This is a genomic window from Pseudoduganella sp. GW821-FHT05F09, assembly GCF_059419605.1.
This window is the reverse complement of record NZ_JBWKSD010000007.1, coordinates 134,787-156,699: the sequence shown is the minus strand read 5'-3', so window position 1 is coordinate 156,699 and position 21,913 is coordinate 134,787. Positions and strand designations below refer to the sequence as shown.

Genomic DNA, 21,913 nt, shown 5'->3' with positions numbered 1-21,913 from the left:
GATAAACCGGCGCGGGAGCGGACATGCAATTCGAGGCGAAACTGGAGTGGCAGCGCAATGGGCAGGACTTCCTGGACCAGCGCTACAGCCGCGCCCATGAATGGATCTTCGACGGCGGCCTGCGCGTGCCGGCTTCGTCGTCGCCGCTGTCGGTGCCGCTGCCGATGTCGAACGCGGACAATGTGGACCCGGAGGAGGCGCTGGTGGCGGCCGCGTCCAGCTGCCATATGCTGTTCTTCCTGTCGATCGCCGCCAGGCGCGGACACGTGGTGGAGAGTTACACCGACCACGCCGTGGGCTTGCTGGAGAAGGATGATCGCGGCCGCATGGCGATGACCAGCATCACGCTGCGCCCCGCCATCGCGTTCGCCGGCGCGCACTGGCCGGACGAGGACGAACTGGAGGCCATCCACCACGAGGCGCACGACAAGTGCTACATCGCCAATTCGCTGCGGGCGGAGATTACGGTGGAGGCGCCGGTGTAACGGCGAATCAGGCCAGGTCGCTGGACAAGCCCACGCGGCGCCGCTCGCCGCTCAGATTGGGCGGCTGCACCAGGTTGGTCACCACCTTGACTTCGCCGCTGGCCACGGTCTGCTCCAGCTGCTGCATCATGCGCGGGAACAGGCCTTCCGGCTGCGTGGCGGGCGTGCTGTACAGCGCGGCCCAGGCGTTGCGGCCGGAATGCTTGGCGATGTACAGCCCCATGTCGGCCAGCTCCACCACCTGCGACCAGCTCAGCAAACGCGGCTGCGACGGCAGGAAGGGGAAGCAGGCGTAGCCTATCGAGCAGGTCTTGCGCAGCGTGCCGCCGTCCGGCAGGATGAACTCGCGCAGCGCCACCGCGCTGCGGATGCGCTCCGCCACCACCTTGGCTTCCTCGCGGTCGGTGGCGCGCGCCAGCACCAGGAATTCCTCGCCGCCCCAGCGTATCAGATAGTCCGATTCGCGGAACACTTCGCGCAGCCGCTCCTGCATCTGCACCAGCACCGCGTCGCCGGCCGCGTGGCCGTAGCGGTCGTTCACTTCCTTGAAGTGGTCCAGGTCCACCATGAAGAACACCAGGTCCTTGTCCATGCAGGCCATGCGCTCCTGGTCCGCGCCCTGCGGGTCCGGACAGTCGTACTGGCGCAGCGCCATGGCCACGTCGGCGTCCACATGCTGCAGGAAGAAGCGGCGGTTGCGCAGGCCGGTGAGCTGGTCGGTCAGGCTCACTTCCTCCAGCGCCTTGTACGCGCGCTCCAGCTCCACGTTCTTTTCCAGCAGCTGCGCCTGGGTGGCCGCCACCTGGCGGTAGGCGCTGGCGTTGTCGAGCGCGATGGCGCCGTAGGCGCACAGGGTGCGGAAGATCAGCCGTTCGCGTTCGCCGTAGGCCAGCGCGTGCAGCGACTGCACCGTCATCACGCCCAGCACGCGCTCGCCCACGGTCAGCGGCGCGAACAGCAGGCTCAGTGTGGGCAGGGTGCCGGGAATCAGGTTGGGCGTGCTGCCGCTTTCGTCCAGTTCGATCACGATCTCGCGCCGCTCGCGCACGCAGCGCGCCGAGTTGGCGTTGGGGTCGGACAGCGCGAAGCGCGACGGCGGCAGCTCCCGCCCCGCCTCGATGCCGAAGGCGCAGCGCAGGTACGCGCCGTCCGGCTCGAGCAGGAAGATGGAGAAGTGGGTGGCGTCCAGCAGGCCGTGCACGTGGCGGTCCAGCGCGCGGAACACGGCGGCCGCGTCCAGGTGCGCGGTGATTTCCTGGCCGATGGCGCTCAGGTGGGCCAGCATGGCGTTGGTCCGCTGCAGCACTTCGGCGCGCTGCGCCTCGGCCTGCGCCAGCTGGCGATGGTGCTCGCCCTCGGTCTGCGCGCGCTCGGTCTGGTGCTGCACCTGCATGGCGATGGCGCGGTTGGTGGCTTCCTGGCTGTGGGTCTTGTCGCGCGCGGCACCGGCCTGCACCGAAATTTCGTAGGCGCGCGCATAATCGCCGGTGGCGGCGTACTCGCGCGCGGCGGCGTCCAGCAAGGCGGCGGGCACGGCGTAGCCGGCGATGGTGGAGGCCAGCGTCATGGCCAGCTGCAGATAGTGCAGCACGGCGTTGGCCGCCGCCATGCCGATGGGCTGCGGCAGCGGGTGGCGCGCGTGGATCTGGGCCAGCACGCGCAGCGCGGCGATCTGGTTGTACAGGTCGCCGTGCTCGCTGGCCAGCGACAGCGCGGACAAGGCCACCGACAAGGCGTCCTGCGGCCGGTCCAGCTGCGACAGGGCGTGCGCCTGGCCGCGCCGCGCGCCGCTCTTGAAGTCGCTCTGGCCCAGCGAGTCGCCGCGCTGTTCCAGCATGGTGAAGCTGCGCAGCGCGCCCTGCGCATCGCCCAGGTCCAGCGCCAGGTCGCCCTGGTATTCCAGCGAGACGGCGTAGGCGCGCGAGCCGGACAGCGGCGACAGCAAGTGGATGGCTTCGTGCAGCAGTTCCTGCGCCGCTTCGCGCTGGCCCAGCTGGCGCAGGGTTTCGGCGGTCTGCATCAGGCAGGAGCCTATGCTCATCGGCCAGCCGGTGGGGCGCGCCAGCGCCAGGCCGCGCTGCATCCATTCCAGCGCCGCGTCGTGTGCGTTCAGGCTGGTGAAGCCGTTGCCGATATTGGTGGCGATGATGATGGCGCGCCGCACCTGGCCGGTGGCCATGGCGGCTTCGAAGGCCACCATCAGGCGCCCCACCGCGTAGCCGAAATCGGCCGCCTGGAAGGCGGAGATGCCGTGGTAGTCGCTGATCCAGCCGGACACCGCCGGGTGGATGGCGGGCGCCAGCGCGGCGTCCGGCGCGAAGCGCTGGCCCCAGCGCTGGTTGGCCTGCTGCAGGCTGTGGAACACGCTGAAGATGGCGGCGGCGGCGTCGATGATGTCGGTGCGCGCCAGGTCGCCGCCGGCGCGCGCGTCGGCCGAGGCGATGGCCAGTTCGGCGTCGCTGGTGGCCGAGTCGCCGCGGTCGGTGGCGATCCAGGCCAGCAGCCAGTGCGCGTCCGCGCAGCCCAGCATGTCGCCCAGCTGCTCGAAGGCGTGCAGCGCTTGCGCCGCCTGGGCCTGGCCGGCGTCCAGTGCGCCGTGCAGCCATTGCGCTTCGGCTTCGATCAGCATGAAGCGGGCCGCCAGCGCGCTGGCCTGCGGCGCGTCGACCAGGGGCAGCAGCGGCATGGCTTCGGCCATCAGGCGCCGCGCGCGAAGCACGTCGCGCTGGCGCAGCTGCCAGGCCAGCTCGGCCAGGCGCAGCAGGCGCGCGTCGTCCTGCAAAGACGGCAATTCCGCGTCCCAGCGCACCAGCTGCTCATCGAGCGCAAACATGTCCACTACACGGTGTCCTTCCTTGCAATATTGCCGAAACGCACTATGCGTCCTTTCGCATTATTCCACAGTTCAGCGCAGCAGAGCGACTGCCGTGGAAAATGTCAAAAAAGACAAGCTTGTTGAAACGAGGATAATGCGCGCGATGCGGCCGGTATGGGCGCCAAAGCGCTCGGACAGCAGCGCCACGTTGCTGGCACTGGGCAGGCAGGCCACCAGCACGATCACGGTCAAGGCGGCCGGGTCCAGCGGCGCCCCCAGGGCGATGGCGGCATGGCCGGCGCCGGCCACCAGCAGCGGATGCAGCAGCAGCTTCATCAGCGCCAGCCCAAGGAAGTCACCCGGCGGCGCGGCTGCAACAGGCGTGCCCATCTGCGAGCGGGCCAGCACCGCGCCTATGGTGAACAGCGCCACCGGCGAGGCCGCGTCCGCCAGCAGGCCGACGGTCTGCATGACCGGCCCGGGCAAGGCCAGCCCGGCCGCCGAACTCAGGCCGCCCAGCGCAATCGCCCACGGCATGGGATTGCCCAGCATGCCGCGCAGCGCCCGTCCCAGCGCGGCCCGCCCTGCCCCGCTGCCCATGCGCGACAGCGCAATGCACAGCGAGCTGGTGATCACCATATCGACCACGATGGCGACGATGGCCGGCCCGGTGGAGCGCGGCCCCAGCAGCGCCAGCAGCAGCGGCACGCCCATGAAGCCGGTGTTTGGAAAGGCCGCCACCAGCGCGCCGAAGGCGGCGTCGTTCCAGCCGGCGCGCCGCAGCGTGGCGGCCATGGCCAGCGCCACCATGAGCAGCGCGCACAGCAGGTAGACGCCGAACACGCCCACGTCCAGCAGCTGGGCGATGGGGGTGGCGGCGCCGAAGCGGTACAGCATGCAGGGCAGCGCGAAATACAGCACGAAGCTGTTCAGGCCGGGTATCGCCAGTTGCGGCAGCATGCCGCGCCGCACGGACACATAGCCGCACAGCACCAGCGCAAAGAAAGGAAAAGTGACGGAAAGAATGGCAAGCATGGACAGCGATTGTACCCATGCTTGCCGCCGTCACAGCGTCTTATTTCATGGGCGCGGGAGGCTGCGTGGTGGGGTTTTGCTTGTTTTCGGGATTGTCCGTGTTGCCGCTGGCCTTGTCCGGCGTGGCGCGCGGGCGCTTGCCGCTGCTGCCGGTGTTCCCCTCCATGCCGCTGCCGCTGGCCCCTTCCGTGCCGCTGCTGCCGCTGGCCGTGGCGCCCTTGATGCTGGCGTTGAGCTGGGTCACATGGGTCAGGTGCTGCGCCACCGTGGGCTCCAGCTTGGCCGCCAGCGCCTTCACGTCCGCATCCTTGGCCTGGGACTGCACTTTCTGCACCAGCGCGTGCGTCTTCTTATGGTCGTCCACGCCCGCCTGCCTCAGATAGGTGCGGTCGAACGCGTCCCCGGACAGCCCGTTGAGCTTGCTGGCCATGGCCTTGTGCTTGGCGTCCGGCTCGGCCGGCAGGGTTACGCCCTTGCTCTGGGCCACGCTCTGCACTTCCTGCAAGCCCTTGGTGTGGTCGTCTATCATCTGCTGGGCGAAGGTCTTCACTTCCGTGTTCTGCGATTTCTGCAGCGCGATCTTGCCCGCTTCAATTTCCGCCATATTGCCTTGCGCCAGCTGTTCCAGCATCTGCTGGTCCGATTTGGCCAGCGTCTGGGCCTGGGCGGACAGCGCTGCCAGCAGGGTTGCCGTCATCAATGCGAGTTTTGCCTTGTTCATGGGGATCTCCTATCCTTGAGGGTGTGGAAAAAAATTCTACGCGGGATGGAATAAACAGGCCGCAGCATACGTATACGCAACTGTTCCACCCCATCCATCCCCAAAAGGAGACACAGCCATGAAAAACGCACTCGCCATCGCCGCCCTGCTGCTGGCAGCCCAAGCCCAGGCCCAGGATCTGAAAAACACCGGCGGCGTGCTCGCCACCGCCGCCGGCATGACGGTCTACACCTTCGACAAGGACGTGGCCGGCAGCGGCAAGAGCGCCTGCGCCGGGCCTTGCATCCAGAACTGGCCCGCCGTGGCCGCGCCGGAAAAAGTGGCCGAACCGTACTCGGTGATCACGCGCGACGACGGCAGCAAGCAGCTGGCCTACAAGGGCAAGCCGCTGTACACCTTCGTCAAGGACGCCAAGGCGGGCGACCGCGCCGGCGACAACTTCAAGGACGTGTGGCACGTCGTCAAGGACTGAGTCCAGGCCCGCCATGCAAGACGACAGCGCCAGCCTCACCGCCTGCATCCCGCGCCTGCGCCGCTACGCGCGGGCGCTGCTGGGCGACCGCGCCAGCGCGGACGACCTGGTGCAGGACACCATGGAGCGCGGCTGGCACAAGCTGTCGACGTGGCGGCGCAATGGCGACATGCGCGCCTGGCTGTTCAGCATCATGCACAACCTGCATGTGGACCGGCTGCGCCAGCCCGGCCTGGCCACCGAGGCGCTGAGCGACGAGCTGCACAGCTCGCTCAGCGCGTCCGGCCCCGCGCCCTCGGACCGGCTGGAGATCCGCGACCTGCAAAGCGCGCTGCAAATGCTGCCGGCCGAGCAGCGCGAGGTGCTGCTGCTGGTGGCGCTGGAGGAACTCAGCTATGAAGAAGCGGCCGCCGTCCTGAACATTCCCGCCGGCACCGTGATGTCGCGCCTGTCGCGCGCGCGCGAACGGCTGCGCCTGCTCATGCTGGGCCAGGCCCCGGCCTCCACCTTGAAGGTGGTCAAATGAAGACAGCCTTATGAACCCGGTCACCGAAGCCGAATTGCAAGCCTGGGTCGACGGCCGCCTGGCGCTGGAGCGCCGCGCCGACGTCGACCGCTACCTGGAACACCATCCGCAGGAGGCGGAGCGCCTGCGCGCCTACCGACAGCAGAACGCCGGCCTGCGCGCGCTGTACAGCCCGGTGCTCGACGAAGCCATCCCGCGCGGCATGCTGCGTCCGCGCGGCTGGCAGCGCTACGGCTGGCCGCTGCAGCGCTATGCCGCCAGCGTGGCGCTGATGCTGTCGAGCGCGGCGCTGGGCTGGGTGGCGCACGGCAGCTACGGCGCCGCGCCGGACGCCACGGCGGCAGCGGCCGCCAGCAACGCCGCCCTTCCCCTGGCCGCGGCGCCGGCCGCCCTGGCGCACCGCGCCGCGCTGGCGCACCGCGTGTATGCGCCCGAAGTGCGGCATCCGGTGGAAGTGGGGGCGGACCAGCAGGAACACCTGGTGGCCTGGCTCTCGAAACGCCTGGGCACGCAGCTGCGCCCGCCCCGGCTGGCGCCGCTGGGCTACGAGCTGGTGGGCGGGCGCCTGCTGCCGGGCGACAGCGGCCCGGTGGCGCAATTCATGTACAGCGACGCCAGCGGCCAGCGGCTCACGCTCTACGTGTCCGCCGGCCAGGCCGGCAACCGCGACAGCGGTTTCCGCTACGCCCAGGACGGCGCGCTCAATGTGTTCTACTGGATAGACGGCAGCTACGGATACGCGCTCTCGGGCGCGCTGGGGAAGGCTGAGCTGTCGCAGATCGCGAACGCGGTCTACGAACAGCTGCAGCCGTAAAGGCAGGCCGGGGCCGTGCTTACTGCACGCCGCGCCGGCCCATGTCGTCCAGGCGCATGCGCATCAGCTCGTTGGCGGCAGGGCCGGGCGCGAACATATAGTCCTCGTCGTTGATGGCCAGGCCGGTGCGCGCATCGACCAGCACCTGGTCGGCCGGCTTGCCGGTTTCACGGCTCACCACCAGCAGGCTGGCGCCTTCGGGCGCCAGATGGTCATTGCCCCAGGCCACGAAGGCCAGCAGCACGGGCTTGAAATCGCGGCCCGCCTTGGTCAGCACATATTCGTAGCGCGGCGGCCGGGCGCTGTACTGGCGGCGCTCCATCAGCCCGCCTTCCACCAGGCCGGCCAGGCGCCGCGTCAGCATATTCGGGGCGATCTTCAGGCTTTTTTCGAACTCGTCGAAGCGGGTCAGGCCATAGAACGCATCGCGCAGGATGAGGATGCTCCACCATTCGCCCACTTTGCCCAGGCTGCGGGCGATAGGACATGGCATGCGGCCAAAGTCGGTATGTTTCATTTGCAACTCCTTCGATCAAGATTAGTCTCAACACTAAAAACAGATCCCGCAACCTGATGGCGGAATACCGTCGCTAACTTGCATCTTGGGTGCTGCATGCACCTTCTTTTTCCGGAACAAAGAGTGAACTTATGACAACTAAGTTTTCGAGGCGAAATTTGATTGCATATTCTCAACACTCGATACAATTATTGTCGATCCTGAGAAACTACGCTTTTGCTAGACGCGACAGCTCTTTTGCGAGCGGAGAAATCCGTTAAATAAATTTGAAAGATAGGCATAATACGCAACACCGGTAGCGCCACCTATCCAAGCCAACCATGTACTTAACCAGCGACGCCAATGTACGCAGCATCCTGATCGTGGACGACTCCGCGTTCGAGCAACGCATGCTGGTCGATCTGCTCAGCGAGCTGCCCTACCGCGTTTCCGTGGCCTTCAACGGCATGCAGGGCTACCAGCTGGCCCTGGCCAACCAGCCGGACCTGATTCTGCTCGACGTGCGCATGCCGAATATGGACGGCTACACCTGCTGCCGCCTGCTCAAGGCCAATCCGGCCACCTTCGATATTCCCGTGATCTTCCTGAGCGGCGCCGACGCGGCCGAGGACCGCATCATGGGCCTGTCGATAGGCGGCGTGGATTACGTGTCCAAGCCCTTCACGCCGGGCGAACTGGCGGCGCGCATCCATGTGCATCTTAACCTGATGCGGCGCACCTCCGGCGCCGCCGACGCGCCGGAAAGCGCCGCGCCGGCCAATCCGGACGCGGTCATCGTCAACGCCGCCAAGCGCCTGATTTCAGACAACCTGGCGGCCTTGCCCAGCCTGTCCGAAATTGCGCGCAGCGTGGGCACCTACCGCGAAAAGCTCTCGCAGCTGTTCCGCGAGCAGACCGGCATGACGGTGTTCGCCTTCATCCGCGAGGAGCGCATCGCGCGCGGCGTGCAGCTGCTGCGCGACACCGAAATCGATGTCCAGGACATCGCGCTGCTGATCGGCTTCAACAACGCGGGCAACTTCGCCACCGCCTTCCGCGAACGCATGGGCGTCACGCCCAGCGCCTACCGGCAGGGAGCCGAGCAGGCGCAAAAGCAGAGCGACGATCAGAACTTGTAGTTCAGCTTGACCGCCGCGGTGCGGCCGCGCGGGTCGGCCTGGGTGAAGTCGAAGAAGGCGGTCGACGAATCCCACGACGGACGCTTGTCGGCCAGGTTCTGCACGATGAAACTCACCGTCGCCGCAGGCGTGACCTTCCAGCCCACGTTCGCATCCAGCGTGCCGACCGGTTTGACGCGCTCACCCTCGCGCGTGGTCTGATCGTAGCCGTCCACATAGTTCCAGGTCAGCGTGCTGGCCCAGGCGCCGATGTCCCAGGTGGCGCTGGTGACGCCGCGCCATTTCGGGATGGAGCCGAAGTAGTTGTTGCCGGCGCCGTTGGTGAGCGGCTCGCCCACCGCCAGCGGCGCCTCGAACTTGAACACATGGCTCAGCTGCGCGTTCAGCGCCAGCTTGCCCCAGCGCCCCAGGCCCACGCGGTGGCGCAGGTCGATGTCGATGCCGGACACCAGGCGGTCGCCCTGGTTGGCGTACTGGCGGTACAGGGTCTGGATGCGGCCCTGCGCATCGCGCACCACCTTCTCCGGCGCGGTCTTTTCATTGGCGATGATGTTGTCCGCGCTCTCGGTGTCGATCACGCCCTTGGTGCGGATGCGGTAGTAGTCCACGCCGATGCTGCTGTCCGCGTTCGGCGCGACGACAAAGCCCAGGTTCAGATTGCCCGAGCGCTCGGGACGCAGCTCGGCGTTGGCGATGGTCAGATTGGTCACGCCGCGCGCCTGGGTGGGCGTGATCGGGTCGCGCGGATCGATCACGCTGCCGTAGCTGACCGACGTGGAGTTGGTGATCTCCGGCAGCGACGGCGCGCGGAAGCCGCGCGACACGGTGCCGCGCAGCAGCAGCCATTGCGCCGCCTGGTAGCGCGCGCTGGCCTTCGGCGAGAAGGCGGAACCGAAATCGCTGTAGCGGTCGGCGCGGCCGGCCAGGTTGACGTTCAGGTCTTTCACCACCGGCACATTGAACTCGGCGAACAGCGCAGCCACCTCGCGCGTGCCCTGGATGATGTTGATGGCCGGGCGCAGCTCGGTGCCGCTCAATACGGCAGTGGAAGTCTGCGAATCCATCTCCTCGCGGCGCCACTGCGCGCCGAAGGCAAAGCCCAGCGGACCGGCCGGCAGCTCGGCCAGTTCTTTGGAGGCGTTGAAGTCCACCGTGGTCAGCGTGGATTCGGCCGGACGCAAGGTCGACAAGCGCAGGCGCTTGCGCACCGCTTCGCTGTTCTTGGCCTGGTCGGCAAAGTTGTAGCTGCCCTCGGCCAGCACCTTCTCGAATTCGTAGCGGTTGACGAAGTTGTTCACGGTCTCTTCCAGCTTGCTGCCGGAGCGGCCTACGGACGCGTCATAGTCCCAGCCCGCCAGCGTTCCTTTCACACCGGCCAGCGCGCGGAAGAAGTCCACGCTGTCGCGCTTGGTGCGCGCGCCCAGGTCGAACAGGGTGGCGGTGAACGGCAGCGGCGTGGCGCCGGGATTGTTCGGGTGGCCCACCGGCAGCAGCACGCTGATGTTGTCCAGCTGCTGCCTGGCGTTGTTCCATGCGCGCAGGCCGCTGCCCACGGTGAGCGGCGCGCCAAAGGTCTGGTCGGCGCGCGAGTGGCCGTACAGCAGGTCCGCGTAGGCTTCGCTGTCCTCGTTCAGCTTGAGCGTGCCGCGCAGCGAGGAGTGGATGCGGCTGATGGCGGGAATCAGCGTCTTGTACTGCGCGTTGTTATACGCCTGCACCGTGCCGCTCTTGCCCGGCGTGATGGCGCCGTAAGGCTGCAGCTGCAGCGGGCCTTGCAGGCCGCCCAGCAAACGCGTGGGATCGTTGTTCAGATAGTTGGCCGGCACCCAGGCCAGCGCGCCGTTGGCGTTGCCGCGGAAATCGCTGCCGGCCATCCAGGCCACCTGGTCCTGCTGCAGCTTGTCGCGCTGCTGCGCGTCCAGCGAGAACACCACGCTGTAGCCGTCTTTCGCCAGGCTGCCGAAGCCGGTCTGCAGCGCCGCGCTCTTTTCCGACTGGCCCGTGCCTTCGGTGGAGCTGCCGTACTGCGCGCTCAGTTCCGTGCCCTTGAATTCCTTGTACAGGATGATGTTGACCACGCCGGCCACCGCGTCCGAACCGTACACGGACGAAGCACCGTCCTTCAGCACCTCGATGCGCTGCACCGCCGCCATCGGCAGGCTGTTCAGGTCCACGAACACTTCCTGCAAATCCTGCGCGGTGGCGTAGGGGCTCACGCGCTTGCCGTTCACCAGTATCAGCGTGTTCTTCTGGCCTATGCCGCGCAGCGACAGGCCCGCCGTGCCGGCCGAGAAGCTGCCGGTGTACTGCTCGTTGTAGCTGTTGCCGCTATTGGCCGAGATGGAGCGGATCACGTCGGCGATGCTGGCCTTGCCGCTGGCGGCGATGTCCTTGGCGCTGATCACCTGGACGGCGCTGGCGCCCTCTTTTTGCGTGGTGCGGATATTGGAGCCGGTAACGACCACGCGTTCCAGTTCCTGCGCGGCGGCGAAGGATGGCAGGACGGAGGCGACGGCGAGCGAGATGGCGAGTGGTTTGACTAACATGGTTTCCTCTTGGGTGGGAATGGAACAACGGCCCCGGTCCGCATGGAACCGGGGTGAGCGCAGCCATCCCGGCCTGGTGGGCCGGAGCGGAATGCAGCGGGGGCTTGGGATTCTTTGGAGCGTGTTTAACGCAGGGCAGCGCGGCACATGCACTGGGCCATGCAGAGCATGTACAGCACGTGGCGGCTAGGAACGAGGGACAGCGGAGCGAAACGGAACATAAACAAATTCAATCGGGGCGATACGGGAGTAAGCACTATACCGGCGCAGTTTCCATACAGGAACGAATTAAAACTGCATAGCTTATGCAGCCTGGATATAAGCCGCCACCCCGTAGCGCCTTCAGCGCACCTTGATGACGACCTTGCCCTTGGTGCGGCCCGTCGCGACATAATCCAGCGCCTGGGCGGTTTCCGCGAACGGGAATACCCGGTCCACCACGGGACGGATGCGACCCGCGTCGATCAGGCCGGCGATTTCCTCGAGCTGCGGGCCGCTGGCGGTCATGAAGTGGAAGCTGTAGCTGCTGCCGCCGCGCCGCGCTGCCTTGCGGATGCCATAGCTGAGCAGGCGCATCACCAGGCTGACAAAACCGTTCGCGCCGCGCTGCTGCGCAAACGCCGGATCCGGCGGACCGGCGATGCCGATCAGCTTGCCGCCCGGCTTGAGCACCGCCAGCGATTTGCGCAACGTGCCGCCGCCCTGCGTGTCGAGCACCAGGTCGTAGTCCTTCAGCATGGCCGAAAAATCCTGGGTCTTGTAGTCGATGACGACGTCCGCGCCCAGCGCTTTCAGCACCGGCGCCTGCGCCGCGCTGGCGGTGGTGGCGACAGTGGCGCCCAGGTGCCGGGCCAGCTGGATCGCCATGCTGCCCACGCCGCCGGAGCCGGCGTGTATCAGCACCTTCTGGCCCGCCTTGAGCTGGCCTTTTACCAGCAGCGTCTGCCAGGCGGTCAGCGCCGCCAGTGGAATCGACGCGGCTTCTTCCATGCTCAGGCTCGCGGGCTTGCGGGCCAGCGCGCTTTCCCTGACCGCGATGTATTCGGCAAAAGCGCCGATGCGGTCGTCGTCCGGCCGCGCGTAGACTTCGTCGCCCACCTTGAAGCGCCGCACGCGCGCGCCGGTGCGCACCACCACGCCGGCCAGGTCGTTGCCGAGGATCAGAGGCAGCTTGTACGGCAGCAGCAGCTTGAACTCGCCGCCGCGTATCTTGTTGTCCAGCGGGTTGACGCCGGCGGCATGGATCTGCACCAGCACGTCGTCATCGTTCAGCACGGGTTCCGGCTGCTCGCCTTGCACGAGGACATCCGCCTTGCCGTAGCGCTTGATATACCAGGCTTTCATGCTGCGCTCCTTGCCAGTGGCGGCTGCGTATCGAGCCGCAAGTCCTTGCGCACGCCGGCTTCGACCAGCGCGGCCGGCGCAAAACGGCGCAGCAAGCGCAGGCGGCCGGCCAGCGCGCCCGATGTGTACCGCACCTTGGGCGCAGCCGCCAGCGCCACCTGCACCACGGTCGCCGCCACCACGTCCGGGCCGTCCGCGCCCTGCAGCGCTTCCTTGACGCGCCGGTCCAGCCCCGCGCGCAAGTCGCGGTATTCATCGAGCGCCTGGTCGGGCTGCAGCTGGTTGGCGTCGAAGGGCGACTTGATATAGGCCGGCTGCACCAGCGACACGCGTATGCCCTGCGTGCGCAGTTCCTGGTCCAGCGCTTCCGAATAGCCTTCCATGGCGTGCTTGCTGGCCGAGTACAAGGCCATATACGGCATGGGCACGAAGCCAAGCACGGAGCTGATGTTGATGATACGCCCGCTGCCGCGCTGGCGCATGTGCGGCAGCACGGCATTTGTCATGCGCACCATGCCGAAAAAATTGGTGTCGAAGATGGCCTGCCCCAGCCCGATGGAACTCTCCTGCGCTGCGGCGGGCGCCACGCCGAAGCCGGCGTTGTTGACCAGCAGGTCGACGCGCCCTTCCAGCGCCAGCACCTGGCGCACGGCGGCCTGCACCGATGCGTCGCTGGTCACGTCCAGCGCCAGCATCCCGTAGCCCGGCGTGCCGCCCTGCGCGCCACGGCGGCTGGTGCCGTACACCTTGTAGCCGGCCCCGGCCAGCTGCGCGGCGGTGGCTGCGCCTATGCCCGACGACGCACCCGTCACAATCGCGATCCTGCTGTTCATGCTGTCCTCCTGATTTTCAATATGACGATCATCATATTGATGTTTAAAAAAAGCCCTGCGGACTCATTTTGCAAAATGCTGCAGCGCGGCTTCGCGCAGCGCTGCGGACAGCTTGGGATCGTCCACGGCGCGCGCCATCACCATGGCCCCTATCATGGAGCTGACCATGAACATGGCCTGCTGGTGCGCTTCCGGCGTGCCCCAGTCCGGCAGCTGGCGCGCCACCAGATCTATCATCTCCTTGATGTGGCGCGTGGCCGCATGCCGCACTTCCGGCGCCTGCCGGTGCATCTCGGACCCCAGCGCGGACACCGGGCAGCCGTACTCCACCGCGTCCACATGCTGCTGCGACAGGTAGGCTTCCATCAGCGCCTGCAAGGAGCGGCCCGGCGGCGCGGCTGCCGCGATGTCGGCCGACATGCGCACCGCCTCGGCCCCGGCGCGGTCCGCCGCCTCGGCCAGCAAAGCCTCGCGCGAGGCGAAGTGCGCGTAAAAGCCGCCGTGCGTCAAGCCGGCTTCCTTCATGATGTCCGCCACCCCGGTGCCGGCATAGCCGCTGCGCCGTATCGCGCGCGCGGCCACCTCGACGATGCGCGCGTGCGTCGCTTCCTTGCGGCTGGAGGCGGCGCGCCGGGCGCCGGGCTGGTCTGATTTTTTCTGCATGACGCCCATCATATACCAATTTCGGACTGCGTGCCCATCTGGCGCCGCCACCAGCGCCAGGACACCAGCGCGTTGATGAAGTAGGCCGCATACAGCACCGCCGTCAGGTACAGTCCCCGGCTGGTGTACAGCGGCACCGACACCGCGTTCACCAGCAGCCACACCGGCCACGTCTCCACCCGGCGCGCCATCAGCAGCAGCTGGGCGACGATGCTGAAGGCCAGCACCGCCGAATCGACAAAGGGCGCGTAGGCGCTGGTGTAGTGGTGCAGCATCAGGCCGTAGCCCACCGTGCCGGCCACGCCGGCCGCGCCCATCCACGCCAGCGTGGCGGTGCGCGCCGAGGTGATGGGCAGCGCCTTGCCGCCGCCGCCGCGCGCCCATTCGTACCAGCCGATGGCGCAGGTGGCGATGAAAAACAGCTGCAGCGCCACGTCGGCGAACAGCTGCACGCCGTAGAACAGCACGCCGAACAGCGCGCAGCCCACGATGCCCAGCCACCATGAATGGATGTTGTTGCGTCCGGCCAGGACGATGGACAGCGCCATCACCGCGTTGGCGGCCAGTTCCAGATTAGTGGTGCTCAAAAGGGGTCCCGGGAGGCTGGTTGCTCTGGCATGCCGGCGGCAGCAGCCGGGCCGGGATGTCCTCGCCGGCGCAGCGCCAGGCGACGCGCTTATTCTCGGCCAGCACGGGCGTGAACGCAATAGCCTTGCCGCGCAGGGCGAAGTCGGACGGGTAGATGCGCAGCACGCCGCTGTCGCCGTCGATGCGCGCGTCAACCACGGCCAGGCCGGGATCGGCCAGCGCAAACCCGGCTTCGCGCAGGCTGTCCGGACGGCGGCCGTAGGCGTAGTAATAGCGGTCCACCGCCGCCGTCGCGTCCTGCCCCACGCGCACGGCGCGCGCCAGCTGGCTGCGCGCCTCGGCTTCGTCCAGGGCCGGATGCAGCAGCGCGGCGGCCGCGCCCAGCAGCGCCAGCGCCAGCAAACCGCCCGCTCCGCCGCCCAGGCCCAGGCGCGGCACCAGCAGCGCCGCCGGCCAGGCCAGCCGGTGGCGCGCGGCCGGCGCGGCTTCGGCGCCCGCCGCCAGCGCGCGCAGCGCCGCCATGCGCTTGACCAGCCAGGGCTGGCCGTTGACCAGTTCCTGGAACGACATCCAGAAGCCGGACGCCTGCCGCGCCTGGTCCGCATAGCCGCGCAGATTGAGCTGGCGCCAGCGCCGCCCGCCGGCCGCCAGCGCGGCCAGGCCGCTCTGCGCGCTGCGCAAATCGTCGCAGGCGTGCAGGCCGTGGCGGTCGCAGGTGTAGGCGCAGGCGCGCGCGTAGGCCGCGCCCAGCAGCGGCAGCAAGGCGGCCGGCAGCAGCAGGGGCAGCCAGCGCTGGTGGCGCCGCGTGATATGGCCGATTTCATGGCCGACGTAGAAATTGATGGCGTCGGCCCGCTCCTCCAGCGCGTCCACCACGCCGGCCTGCAGCACGATGTAGCGCCGCCCCAGCATCAGGGCGGCAATCGCGCTGCGCCGGCGCAGCAGGTAGGCTTCGGGTATGGTCTCCAGCCCCAGCCGCTGGCAGCACACGTCGATGCGCGCTTTCAGGTCCGGGAATTGCTGATAGGTGATGTGGATGCCGGTCCCTTTTAAATAAGCGGCCAGCGCCGATTGCGCAGCACAGCTTATTATAAAAATAAAAACAAGGCATGCCAGCGCCGCGCGCGGCATGGCCAGCGCCAGCCCGCCCCAGATCAGCACCGAGGCCGCCAGCAGCGCCCTGAGCAGCATGCGCTCGTGTTTATAAACCAGTTCCAAAATACTTCCCTCATTTCCGTGCGGCATTCTAATTTAGTTTCTAAAAAAATAAAGCTTTGTAACAAATTAAAATATTTGCACGGCTGAGCTGATACCGAACTGAGACTGTGCTGACCTGTCCCCCGCGCCCGCCGGCCCGCATACTGGCGCCATCCCCATCTATCCGATCCCGCCATGATGCCGCACCTTGCCGACCCCGGCGCCGAAGCCATTGCCAGCCCGCCCTGCCCCACCCACGGCGGCCGCCGCTTCCACACCTATTTGCCCATGAACCAGATCCTGCAGGCGGGCGACTACATCGTGTCGGCCAACGGCCTGTTCTTCGCCACGCTGCTGGAGGACGGCACGCTGCGCGTGTACCGCGGCATGGACGCCGACGACGAGCAGGGCCTGCTGTGGAGCAGCGCCAAGACGGGCCAGCGGGGCCGCTACTTCGCGCTGCTGCAAAGCGACGGCAATTTCTGCGTCTACCAGGGCTCGGACCTGGCGCACAACTGCGGCTGGCACTGGGGCACCCAGGCCACTGCGCAGGGCCAGCAGTTCTACGCCGCCATGCAGGACGACGGCAATTTCTCCGTGCGCGCCGGCACCGGCCCGGACGACAGCCGGGGCGTGATCTGGGCCTCCACCGTCACCGACCGCGTGCTCAGCATCGAAGAAGTGCTGCACATCGAATACGACTTCAGCGAAGGCTGCGTGCTGCGCACCAGCCCGGCCAGCCAGTACAGCGAAACCGTCACCAACCACGGCAGCGAAATCTCGGTGCACACCCTGGCCGGCTCCATCGCCGTCACGGAAACGTCGTCGTGGACCAACACCCCCGCCGCCGCGCTGGGGCCGGACGTGGAATACTTCAGCGGCGCGCCCGCCATCTCGGGCGACGAATTCGTGCTGTCGGACCCGGTGTTCTACGTGGCCAACTGCGCCTCCACCCGCCTGACCGACTGGGCCTTCGACACGCCCTACAACGTGGCGCCCCACACCGCCATGCGGGCCGCCATCGCCCTCACCTACTCCACCGTGTCGGTGCCCTACGTGCTGGTGGGCCAGCTGCGCTTCGAATCGGGCGCGCGTGTTGTAGGCGCGATACGCGGAAACTACCTGGGCACCAACGCCCACAGCCTCACCGCCAGCTTCACGCCGCAGGACCCCACGCCCAATCACAGCAAGCGGATTTTGCGTCCTTTGCGGCCGCTGGCGGGCATGGTGGCCTATTAACATTGCCCGTTAGCAATACGTGACAGGCGCGCGTAGGCGCGCTTTGCAATGCTATAGTTGCGCTGTCATGAGTCTGGATCTGCCCGCCTACCACCCCGCCGAATCACCGCTGCCGCAAGACGGACGCGTGCTGCTCGACGCCACCCTGCTGAAGCGCCTGCGCAAGTCGCGCGGACTGAGCCAGGAAGCGCTGGCGGACTTGTGCTTCCAGCAGCAGTTGTGCGTCTCCATCGCCTCCATCAAGCGTGCGGAAACCGGCAAGATCGTGCTGTACCGCACCGCGCGCCACCTGGCCCAGGTGTTCGGCGTGGCGCTGGAGGAACTGGCGGCGGAGCAGGCCGCGTCCGCGCCAGCCGTCCCGGCGGCCCTGGTCCTGGCGGAGCCGCTGGCCGATGCGGCGCGCGCCGCGCCGCCGGCGGACAGCCGCCCGCCCGCCTATTCACCGTCCACGCCCTCTTCCGCCAGCGGCGTGCTGCGCCACGTGGTCCTGCTCGACATTGAAATGGCCGCGCCGCAGCACGCCGCCAGCACCGCCGTCCACGAGCTGGCCAGCGTGGCGCAGCAATTCGGCGGCCGCCTGGCGCAAGTGGACGGCTGCCGCCTGAGCGCCGTCTTCGGCCTGCCGCAAGCCTTCCGCAGCGACGCCGAGCGCGCCATGCGCTGCGCGCTGGAACTGAACCGCCAGTTGCTCACCCATGGCGGGCGCGCCATGGCCATGCGCCTGGCGCGCTGGGAAGGCGGCGCCGCGGCCGAGCCGGCCATTCCCGCGCCCGACCTGCGCCTGGACGACATGCCATCGGCGCCGCCCGGCGTGCGTCCCTTCCGCCTGCCGCTGTATGTCGAGCGCAGCCTGCTGCCGCTGCTCGACCACCGCTACCTGTTCGACCAGGACGAGCCGTGCTACCCCGGCTACCTGGCGTTCAGCAAGCCGGCCGCCAGCGACGCCAGCCAGCTGCCGCCGCTGATAGGCCGCTACGCCGAAACGCGGCAGTTCAAGGCCGTGGTGGAGAGCACGGAAGAAAACCAGTGCGGCCACATCATCTACCTGCGCGCGATGGCGGGCGTGGGCAAGAGCAGGCTGGCGCAGGAATTCGCCGACATCGCGCGCCAGCACGGCATGCGCAGCCACCGCGCCGAGGTACAGGACCTGGGCGCGGAAGCGGGCTGGCGCGCACCGCTGGAACAGCTGGCGCGCAGCCTGCTCGGCCTGGGCTCGCCGCTGGGCCACGCCAATGCGCAGGCCATTGCCGATATCGTGGCGCGGCTCTACCTGCCGCCCGATTCGGCCCTGTTCTACCATGTGCTGGCGGGCGTGCCGCTGGGCGAGGAGCAGCAGTCGCTGTACTCGGCCATGAGCCCCGAGGTGCGCGAGCAGGGCTGGGCGCACGCGCTGCAGATGCTGCTGCTGCGCCAGGCCATGACCGAGCCGCAGCTGATCGCGCTGGAGGACGTGCACTGGGGCGACCCCTATCTGTTCGAAGCGCTGGGACCGCTGCTCGCGCTGTCGCGCGACGCGCCGGTGCTATGGGTGATCACCTCGCGCGTGGAAAACGATCCGCTGGAATCGGCGCTGCGCCAGCAGATGGCGGACCTGGGCCTGTCGGTCTTCGACCTGGCCGCCATGGCGCCGCGCGAAGCGGCCGTGCTGGCCGACCAGTTCAGCGACGTCGACCCGGCCTACCGCGCGCGCTGCGTGGAACGCGCGCAGGGCAACCCGCTGTTCCTGACCCAGCTGCTGGCCAATCCCGGCCAGCAGCTGCCGGACAGCCTGCGCCACCTGATCCAGGCGCGCCTGGACGGCATGCCGCCCGAGCACGCGCAGGCGATGCGCATGGCGGCCGTGCTGGGCCACCGCTTCGAACTGGCGCAGCTGCGCGCCGCGCTGGGCCAGCCGGACTACCAGCTGCAGGCGGCCGGCCGCGACAGCCTGCTGCGCAATGTGGGCGCGGACAGCTACGGCTTCGTGCACGACCTGGTCATGCACTGCATCTACGACGCCATCGACCCGGCCCAGCAGCGCCGCCTGCACCTGCAGGCGGCCGAGGCCTGGCGCGGGCAGGACGCCGTGCAGTGCGCGCACCACCTGTACCGCGCCGCCGATCCGGGCGCGCTGGACATGATGCTGGAAGCCATCCGCGCCAAGCTGGAACAGCACCAGTTCGAAGCGGCGCTGGACCTGACGGCGGCCTGCAACACGGCCGACTCCACCAGTTTCAGCAGCTTCCCGCTCGCGCTGCTGCGCGCCCACGCCAGCGCCGGCATGGGCCACATGAGCAACGCGCGCCGCTACTACGAGCACGCCATGCAGCTGGCGGGCCGGCCGCAGGACAAGATCGACGCCGTGGTGGGCCTGGCCGGCACGCTGAACGTGCTGGAGGAGCTGGAAGAGGAAGAGCGCCTGCTGAACGAGGCCATCCCGCTGGCCCTGGAGATAGGCGCCGAGGCGGCGCTGGGCAAGCTGCTTTACCTGAAGGGCAATATCTACTTCCCGCGCGGGAACTACAACGAATGCCGCCGCCTGCATGAAGACGCGGCGCGCTACGCGCAGGCCAGCGACATGCGCGAGACCCAGGCGCGCGCGCTCAGCGGCGTGGGCGACTCCTACTACGCGCAGGGCCGCATGCGCAAAGCCTACGAGCTGTTCGAGCAATGCCTGGCCATGTGCGGGCAGCACCGCTTTGTGCAGATCGAAGCGTCCAACCGCGCCGCGCTCGGCTCGACCCGCATCTACCTCGGCGACGCCGCCGGCGCCGTGCAGGACGCGCAGGCATCCGCCGCCATCGCGCGCAAGGTGGGCAACCGCCGCGCGGAAACCTTCGCGCGCATGACCGCCGGCTGGGCGCTGGTGGCGGACGGCCTGCTGGACGAGGCCGACGAAGAAGTGGGCGCCGGCCTGGAGCTGGCGCGCTCGCTCGGCAGCTCGCGCTTCGAAACCTTTTTGATGGAAAGCCAGGCCCGCATCACCTGGCTGCGCGGCGACCGCGCGCTGGCCGAGCGCCAGATCCTGCTGGCGGCGCAGCACATGGAGCGGCTGCAGCTGCACAACTTCATCGGCCCGTGGGTGCTGGGCACGCTGGCCCTGTTCTCGCAGGACGCCGCCGTGCGCAAGCGCGCCCTGCTGCAAGGCGCCGCCCACCTGACGCGCGACTGCCTGGCGCACAACGCCTACCGCTTCCACCTGAGCGCGGCCGAAGTGTCGCTGCTCGACGGCGACACCGTGGCCGCCGAGTTCTACGCCGGCCAGCTGGCGGCCTATGGAGCGCAGGAGCCCTGCACCTGGATCGAACACCACGCGGCGCTGATCCACGCCTACGCGGAATGGCTGCGCGCCCCGTCCGAAACGCTGCGCGCCGAACTCGCGCTGCTGCACGCCCGCTCCGCCCAATACGGCTACACCCACGCCGCCCCGCGCCTGCACCTGGCGCTGCAAGCGCTGGCCTAGCCTTGCCCCTTTCGTACTGCCGACTAAGCCAGCTTGCTGAAGACCGCGACCAGGCCTGTAAGGTCCTGGCCGTCGTCTTTGCGCAGCACTTGCTGCTCCATGCTGCGCACCTGGAAGCCGTGCGCCTGCGCCAGCGCTTCGAGGTAGGCGCGCGTATGGGCGTAGCGGCCGGAAGACCGCAGCGTGTAGTCGCCGGCTTCCTGCGCTTCCACCGTGAAGGCGAATGCGCCGCCGTCCTGCAGCACGCGGCGCGCGGCGCGGAAGACGGGCTGCAGGTCGCCGAAGTAGACCAGCACGTCGGCCGCCACCAGCAGGCCGCACGGCATGGCCCGCGCCTGCAGGTATTCGACGATGTCGGCGCAGGCCAGTTCGTCGTAGACCTCGCGGCGGCGCGCCTGTTCCAGCATCTCTCCGGATAGATCGACACCGGCCAGCGTGCGCGCATAAGGCCGCAGCAGCGGGCCGCACAAGCCGGTGCCGCAGCCCAGGTCCAGCACGTCGAGCACGGCCTGCCCCGCCAGCACGCCCTGCGCGTCCAGCGCGGCCAGCAGCAGCTGCGGCGCGCGGTACTGCAGCACGTTCTGCAGGTGATGGTCGAAGTCGTCCGCATACTGGTCGAACAGCGCGGCCACGTATTGCGGCGGCGGCATGGGCGGCGCGGCCTGTTCGCCCAGCGCGGCCAGCTGGTAGGCCACCGACTCGGCGTCCGCCCCGCAAGCCTGCGCGTCGCGGTAGGCCGCCGCCGCTTCCTGCGGGCGGTCCAGCGCACGCAAGGCGTTGGCGCGGTGCAGGTGTGCCTGCGCATTGCCCGGCTGCAGAGACAGCGCGTGCTGGTGGCAATCGAGCGCGCCCTCATAATCGCCGCCGCGCTGCATCAGCGTGCCGTAGCTGGTCCACGCCTCGGCATAGGACGGCCGGGTTTCGATCGCATTGCGGTAAGCCTCGCTGGCGTCCTCATGGCGGCCCAGGCTTTGCAACGTGACGGCCGCGCCGCAGTAGGACTCGGCCAAATTGGGATTGAGCGTGAGCGAGCGGCCAAAACTCTCCAGCGCCTCGGCGCGCCGCCCCAGCCCATGCAGCGCGATGCCGCGATTGCCCAGCGCTTCGGCGTAGCCGGGCTGCAGGGCCAGCGCGGCGTCGTAGCTGGCCAGCGCTTCTTCCAGGCGGCCCAGCTTGCGCAAGGCGTTGCCCCGGTTGGCCAGCGCCATCGGATATGCAGGCTGCAGCGCCAGCGCGCGGTCATAACTTTCCAGCGCCTCCTGCTGCCGCCGCGCGTCCTGCAAGGCCGCGCCAAGGTTGCAATGGGCGATGGCCTTGCCGGCGTCGATGGCGATGGCGCGGCCGATCAGCTCTATCGCCGCTTCCGGCGCGCCGCCCTGGCGCGCCAGTACCCCCATCAGGTGCAGCGCGTCGAAATGGTCCGGCTCGCGGCGCAGCACTTCTGCGTACAGCGCCTCGGCCTGCGCCAGGTCGCCGCGCTGGTGCAGCGCCACGGCTTGCTGCAGCAATTGGCTGGTGGTGTGGCTTTGTGATGGCATGGCGCGGCTTGGTCCGGATA

18 protein-coding genes are annotated in these 21,913 nt (G+C 68.3%); 7 read left to right on the top strand and 11 right to left on the bottom strand.

Annotated elements, in window-relative coordinates:
- Nucleotides 1-23: 23 nt before the first annotated feature.
- Nucleotides 24-485, top strand: a complete 462-nt coding sequence (locus tag AC07S4_RS22465; protein ID WP_494988731.1) for an OsmC family protein — start codon at nt 24-26, stop codon at nt 483-485.
- A 7-nt stretch (nt 486-492) separates the two neighbouring features.
- Here AC07S4_RS22465 and AC07S4_RS22460 read toward each other — a convergent pair whose 3' ends face one another.
- The 3 genes from AC07S4_RS22460 to AC07S4_RS22450 form a co-directional block, all read right to left on the bottom strand.
- Complete coding sequence (locus tag AC07S4_RS22460) at nt 493-3,318, bottom strand: diguanylate cyclase (protein WP_494988730.1); 2,826 nt, start codon at nt 3,316-3,318, stop codon at nt 493-495.
- A 72-nt stretch (nt 3,319-3,390) separates the two neighbouring features.
- A complete protein-coding gene (locus AC07S4_RS22455; protein ID WP_494988729.1) occupies nt 3,391-4,335 on the bottom strand; it encodes an AEC family transporter in 945 nt (314 codons plus the stop codon).
- Between the two features lie 40 nt (nt 4,336-4,375).
- On the bottom strand, nt 4,376-5,056 hold the full coding sequence (locus AC07S4_RS22450) for a DUF4142 domain-containing protein (protein WP_494988728.1): 681 nt from the start codon (nt 5,054-5,056) through the stop codon (nt 4,376-4,378).
- A 118-nt stretch (nt 5,057-5,174) separates the two neighbouring features.
- On the opposite strand from AC07S4_RS22450, the gene AC07S4_RS22445 reads away from it, so the two are divergent.
- From AC07S4_RS22445 to AC07S4_RS22435, 3 genes are read left to right on the top strand one after another with little or no spacing between them, the layout of a single operon-like run.
- On the top strand, nt 5,175-5,528 hold the full coding sequence (locus AC07S4_RS22445) for a COG4315 family predicted lipoprotein (protein WP_494988727.1): 354 nt from the start codon (nt 5,175-5,177) through the stop codon (nt 5,526-5,528).
- A 13-nt stretch (nt 5,529-5,541) separates the two neighbouring features.
- Nucleotides 5,542-6,054, top strand: a complete 513-nt coding sequence (locus tag AC07S4_RS22440; RefSeq protein ID WP_494988726.1) for an RNA polymerase sigma factor — start codon at nt 5,542-5,544, stop codon at nt 6,052-6,054.
- 10 nt (nt 6,055-6,064) lie between these two features.
- Nucleotides 6,065-6,868 (top strand): anti-sigma factor family protein, encoded by an 804-nt coding sequence (locus AC07S4_RS22435; RefSeq protein WP_494988725.1) that lies wholly within the window; start codon nt 6,065-6,067, stop codon nt 6,866-6,868.
- Nucleotides 6,869-6,887: 19 nt separating this feature from the next.
- Here the strand turns inward: AC07S4_RS22435 and AC07S4_RS22430 are convergent, their stop codons facing one another.
- Nucleotides 6,888-7,385: a winged helix-turn-helix transcriptional regulator gene (locus tag AC07S4_RS22430; RefSeq protein WP_056404007.1), complete on the bottom strand. Its 498-nt coding sequence runs from the start codon at nt 7,383-7,385 to the stop codon at nt 6,888-6,890.
- Between the two features lie 320 nt (nt 7,386-7,705).
- Between AC07S4_RS22430 and AC07S4_RS22425 the strand changes: the two genes are divergently transcribed.
- Nucleotides 7,706-8,503, top strand: a complete 798-nt coding sequence (locus AC07S4_RS22425; protein WP_494988724.1) for a response regulator transcription factor — start codon at nt 7,706-7,708, stop codon at nt 8,501-8,503.
- Here the strand turns inward: AC07S4_RS22425 and AC07S4_RS22420 are convergent.
- The 6 genes from AC07S4_RS22420 to AC07S4_RS22395 all read right to left on the bottom strand — a co-directional run bounded on the left by AC07S4_RS22420 (nt 8,491) and on the right by AC07S4_RS22395 (nt 15,695).
- On the bottom strand, nt 8,491-11,049 hold the full coding sequence (locus AC07S4_RS22420) for a TonB-dependent receptor plug domain-containing protein (RefSeq protein WP_494988723.1): 2,559 nt from the start codon (nt 11,047-11,049) through the stop codon (nt 8,491-8,493). The genes AC07S4_RS22425 and AC07S4_RS22420 overlap by 13 nt on opposite strands.
- Before the next feature lie 342 nt (nt 11,050-11,391).
- On the bottom strand, nt 11,392-12,393 hold the full coding sequence (locus tag AC07S4_RS22415; protein WP_494988722.1) for an NADP-dependent oxidoreductase: 1,002 nt from the start codon (nt 12,391-12,393) through the stop codon (nt 11,392-11,394).
- Nucleotides 12,390-13,226, bottom strand: a complete 837-nt coding sequence (locus AC07S4_RS22410; protein WP_494988721.1) for an oxidoreductase — start codon at nt 13,224-13,226, stop codon at nt 12,390-12,392. The genes AC07S4_RS22415 and AC07S4_RS22410 overlap by 4 nt, the downstream gene beginning before the upstream one ends.
- A 63-nt stretch (nt 13,227-13,289) precedes the next feature.
- Nucleotides 13,290-13,901: a TetR/AcrR family transcriptional regulator gene (locus AC07S4_RS22405; RefSeq protein ID WP_494988720.1), complete on the bottom strand. Its 612-nt coding sequence runs from the start codon at nt 13,899-13,901 to the stop codon at nt 13,290-13,292.
- Complete coding sequence (pnuC, locus tag AC07S4_RS22400; protein WP_494988719.1) at nt 13,898-14,476, bottom strand: nicotinamide riboside transporter PnuC; 579 nt, start codon at nt 14,474-14,476, stop codon at nt 13,898-13,900. Before pnuC ends, AC07S4_RS22405 begins: the two co-directional genes overlap by 4 nt.
- A complete protein-coding gene (locus AC07S4_RS22395) occupies nt 14,463-15,695 on the bottom strand; it encodes a M48 family metallopeptidase (protein WP_494988718.1) in 1,233 nt (410 codons plus the stop codon). The genes pnuC and AC07S4_RS22395 overlap by 14 nt, the downstream gene beginning before the upstream one ends.
- A gap of 174 nt (nt 15,696-15,869) precedes the next feature.
- Here AC07S4_RS22395 and AC07S4_RS22390 point away from each other — a divergent pair, with 174 nt between their 5' ends.
- The gene (locus tag AC07S4_RS22390; RefSeq protein ID WP_494988717.1) at nt 15,870-16,913 is read left to right on the top strand and encodes a hypothetical protein; all 1,044 of its coding nucleotides are present in this window, start codon (nt 15,870-15,872) and stop codon (nt 16,911-16,913) included.
- A 67-nt stretch (nt 16,914-16,980) separates the two neighbouring features.
- Complete coding sequence (locus AC07S4_RS22385) at nt 16,981-20,355, top strand: AAA family ATPase (RefSeq protein ID WP_494988716.1); 3,375 nt, start codon at nt 16,981-16,983, stop codon at nt 20,353-20,355.
- Nucleotides 20,356-20,378: 23 nt separating this feature from the next.
- Here the strand turns inward: AC07S4_RS22385 and AC07S4_RS22380 are convergent, their stop codons facing one another.
- The gene (locus AC07S4_RS22380; protein ID WP_494988715.1) at nt 20,379-21,893 is read right to left on the bottom strand and encodes a tetratricopeptide repeat protein; all 1,515 of its coding nucleotides are present in this window, start codon (nt 21,891-21,893) and stop codon (nt 20,379-20,381) included.
- Nucleotides 21,894-21,913 lie beyond the last annotated feature (20 nt).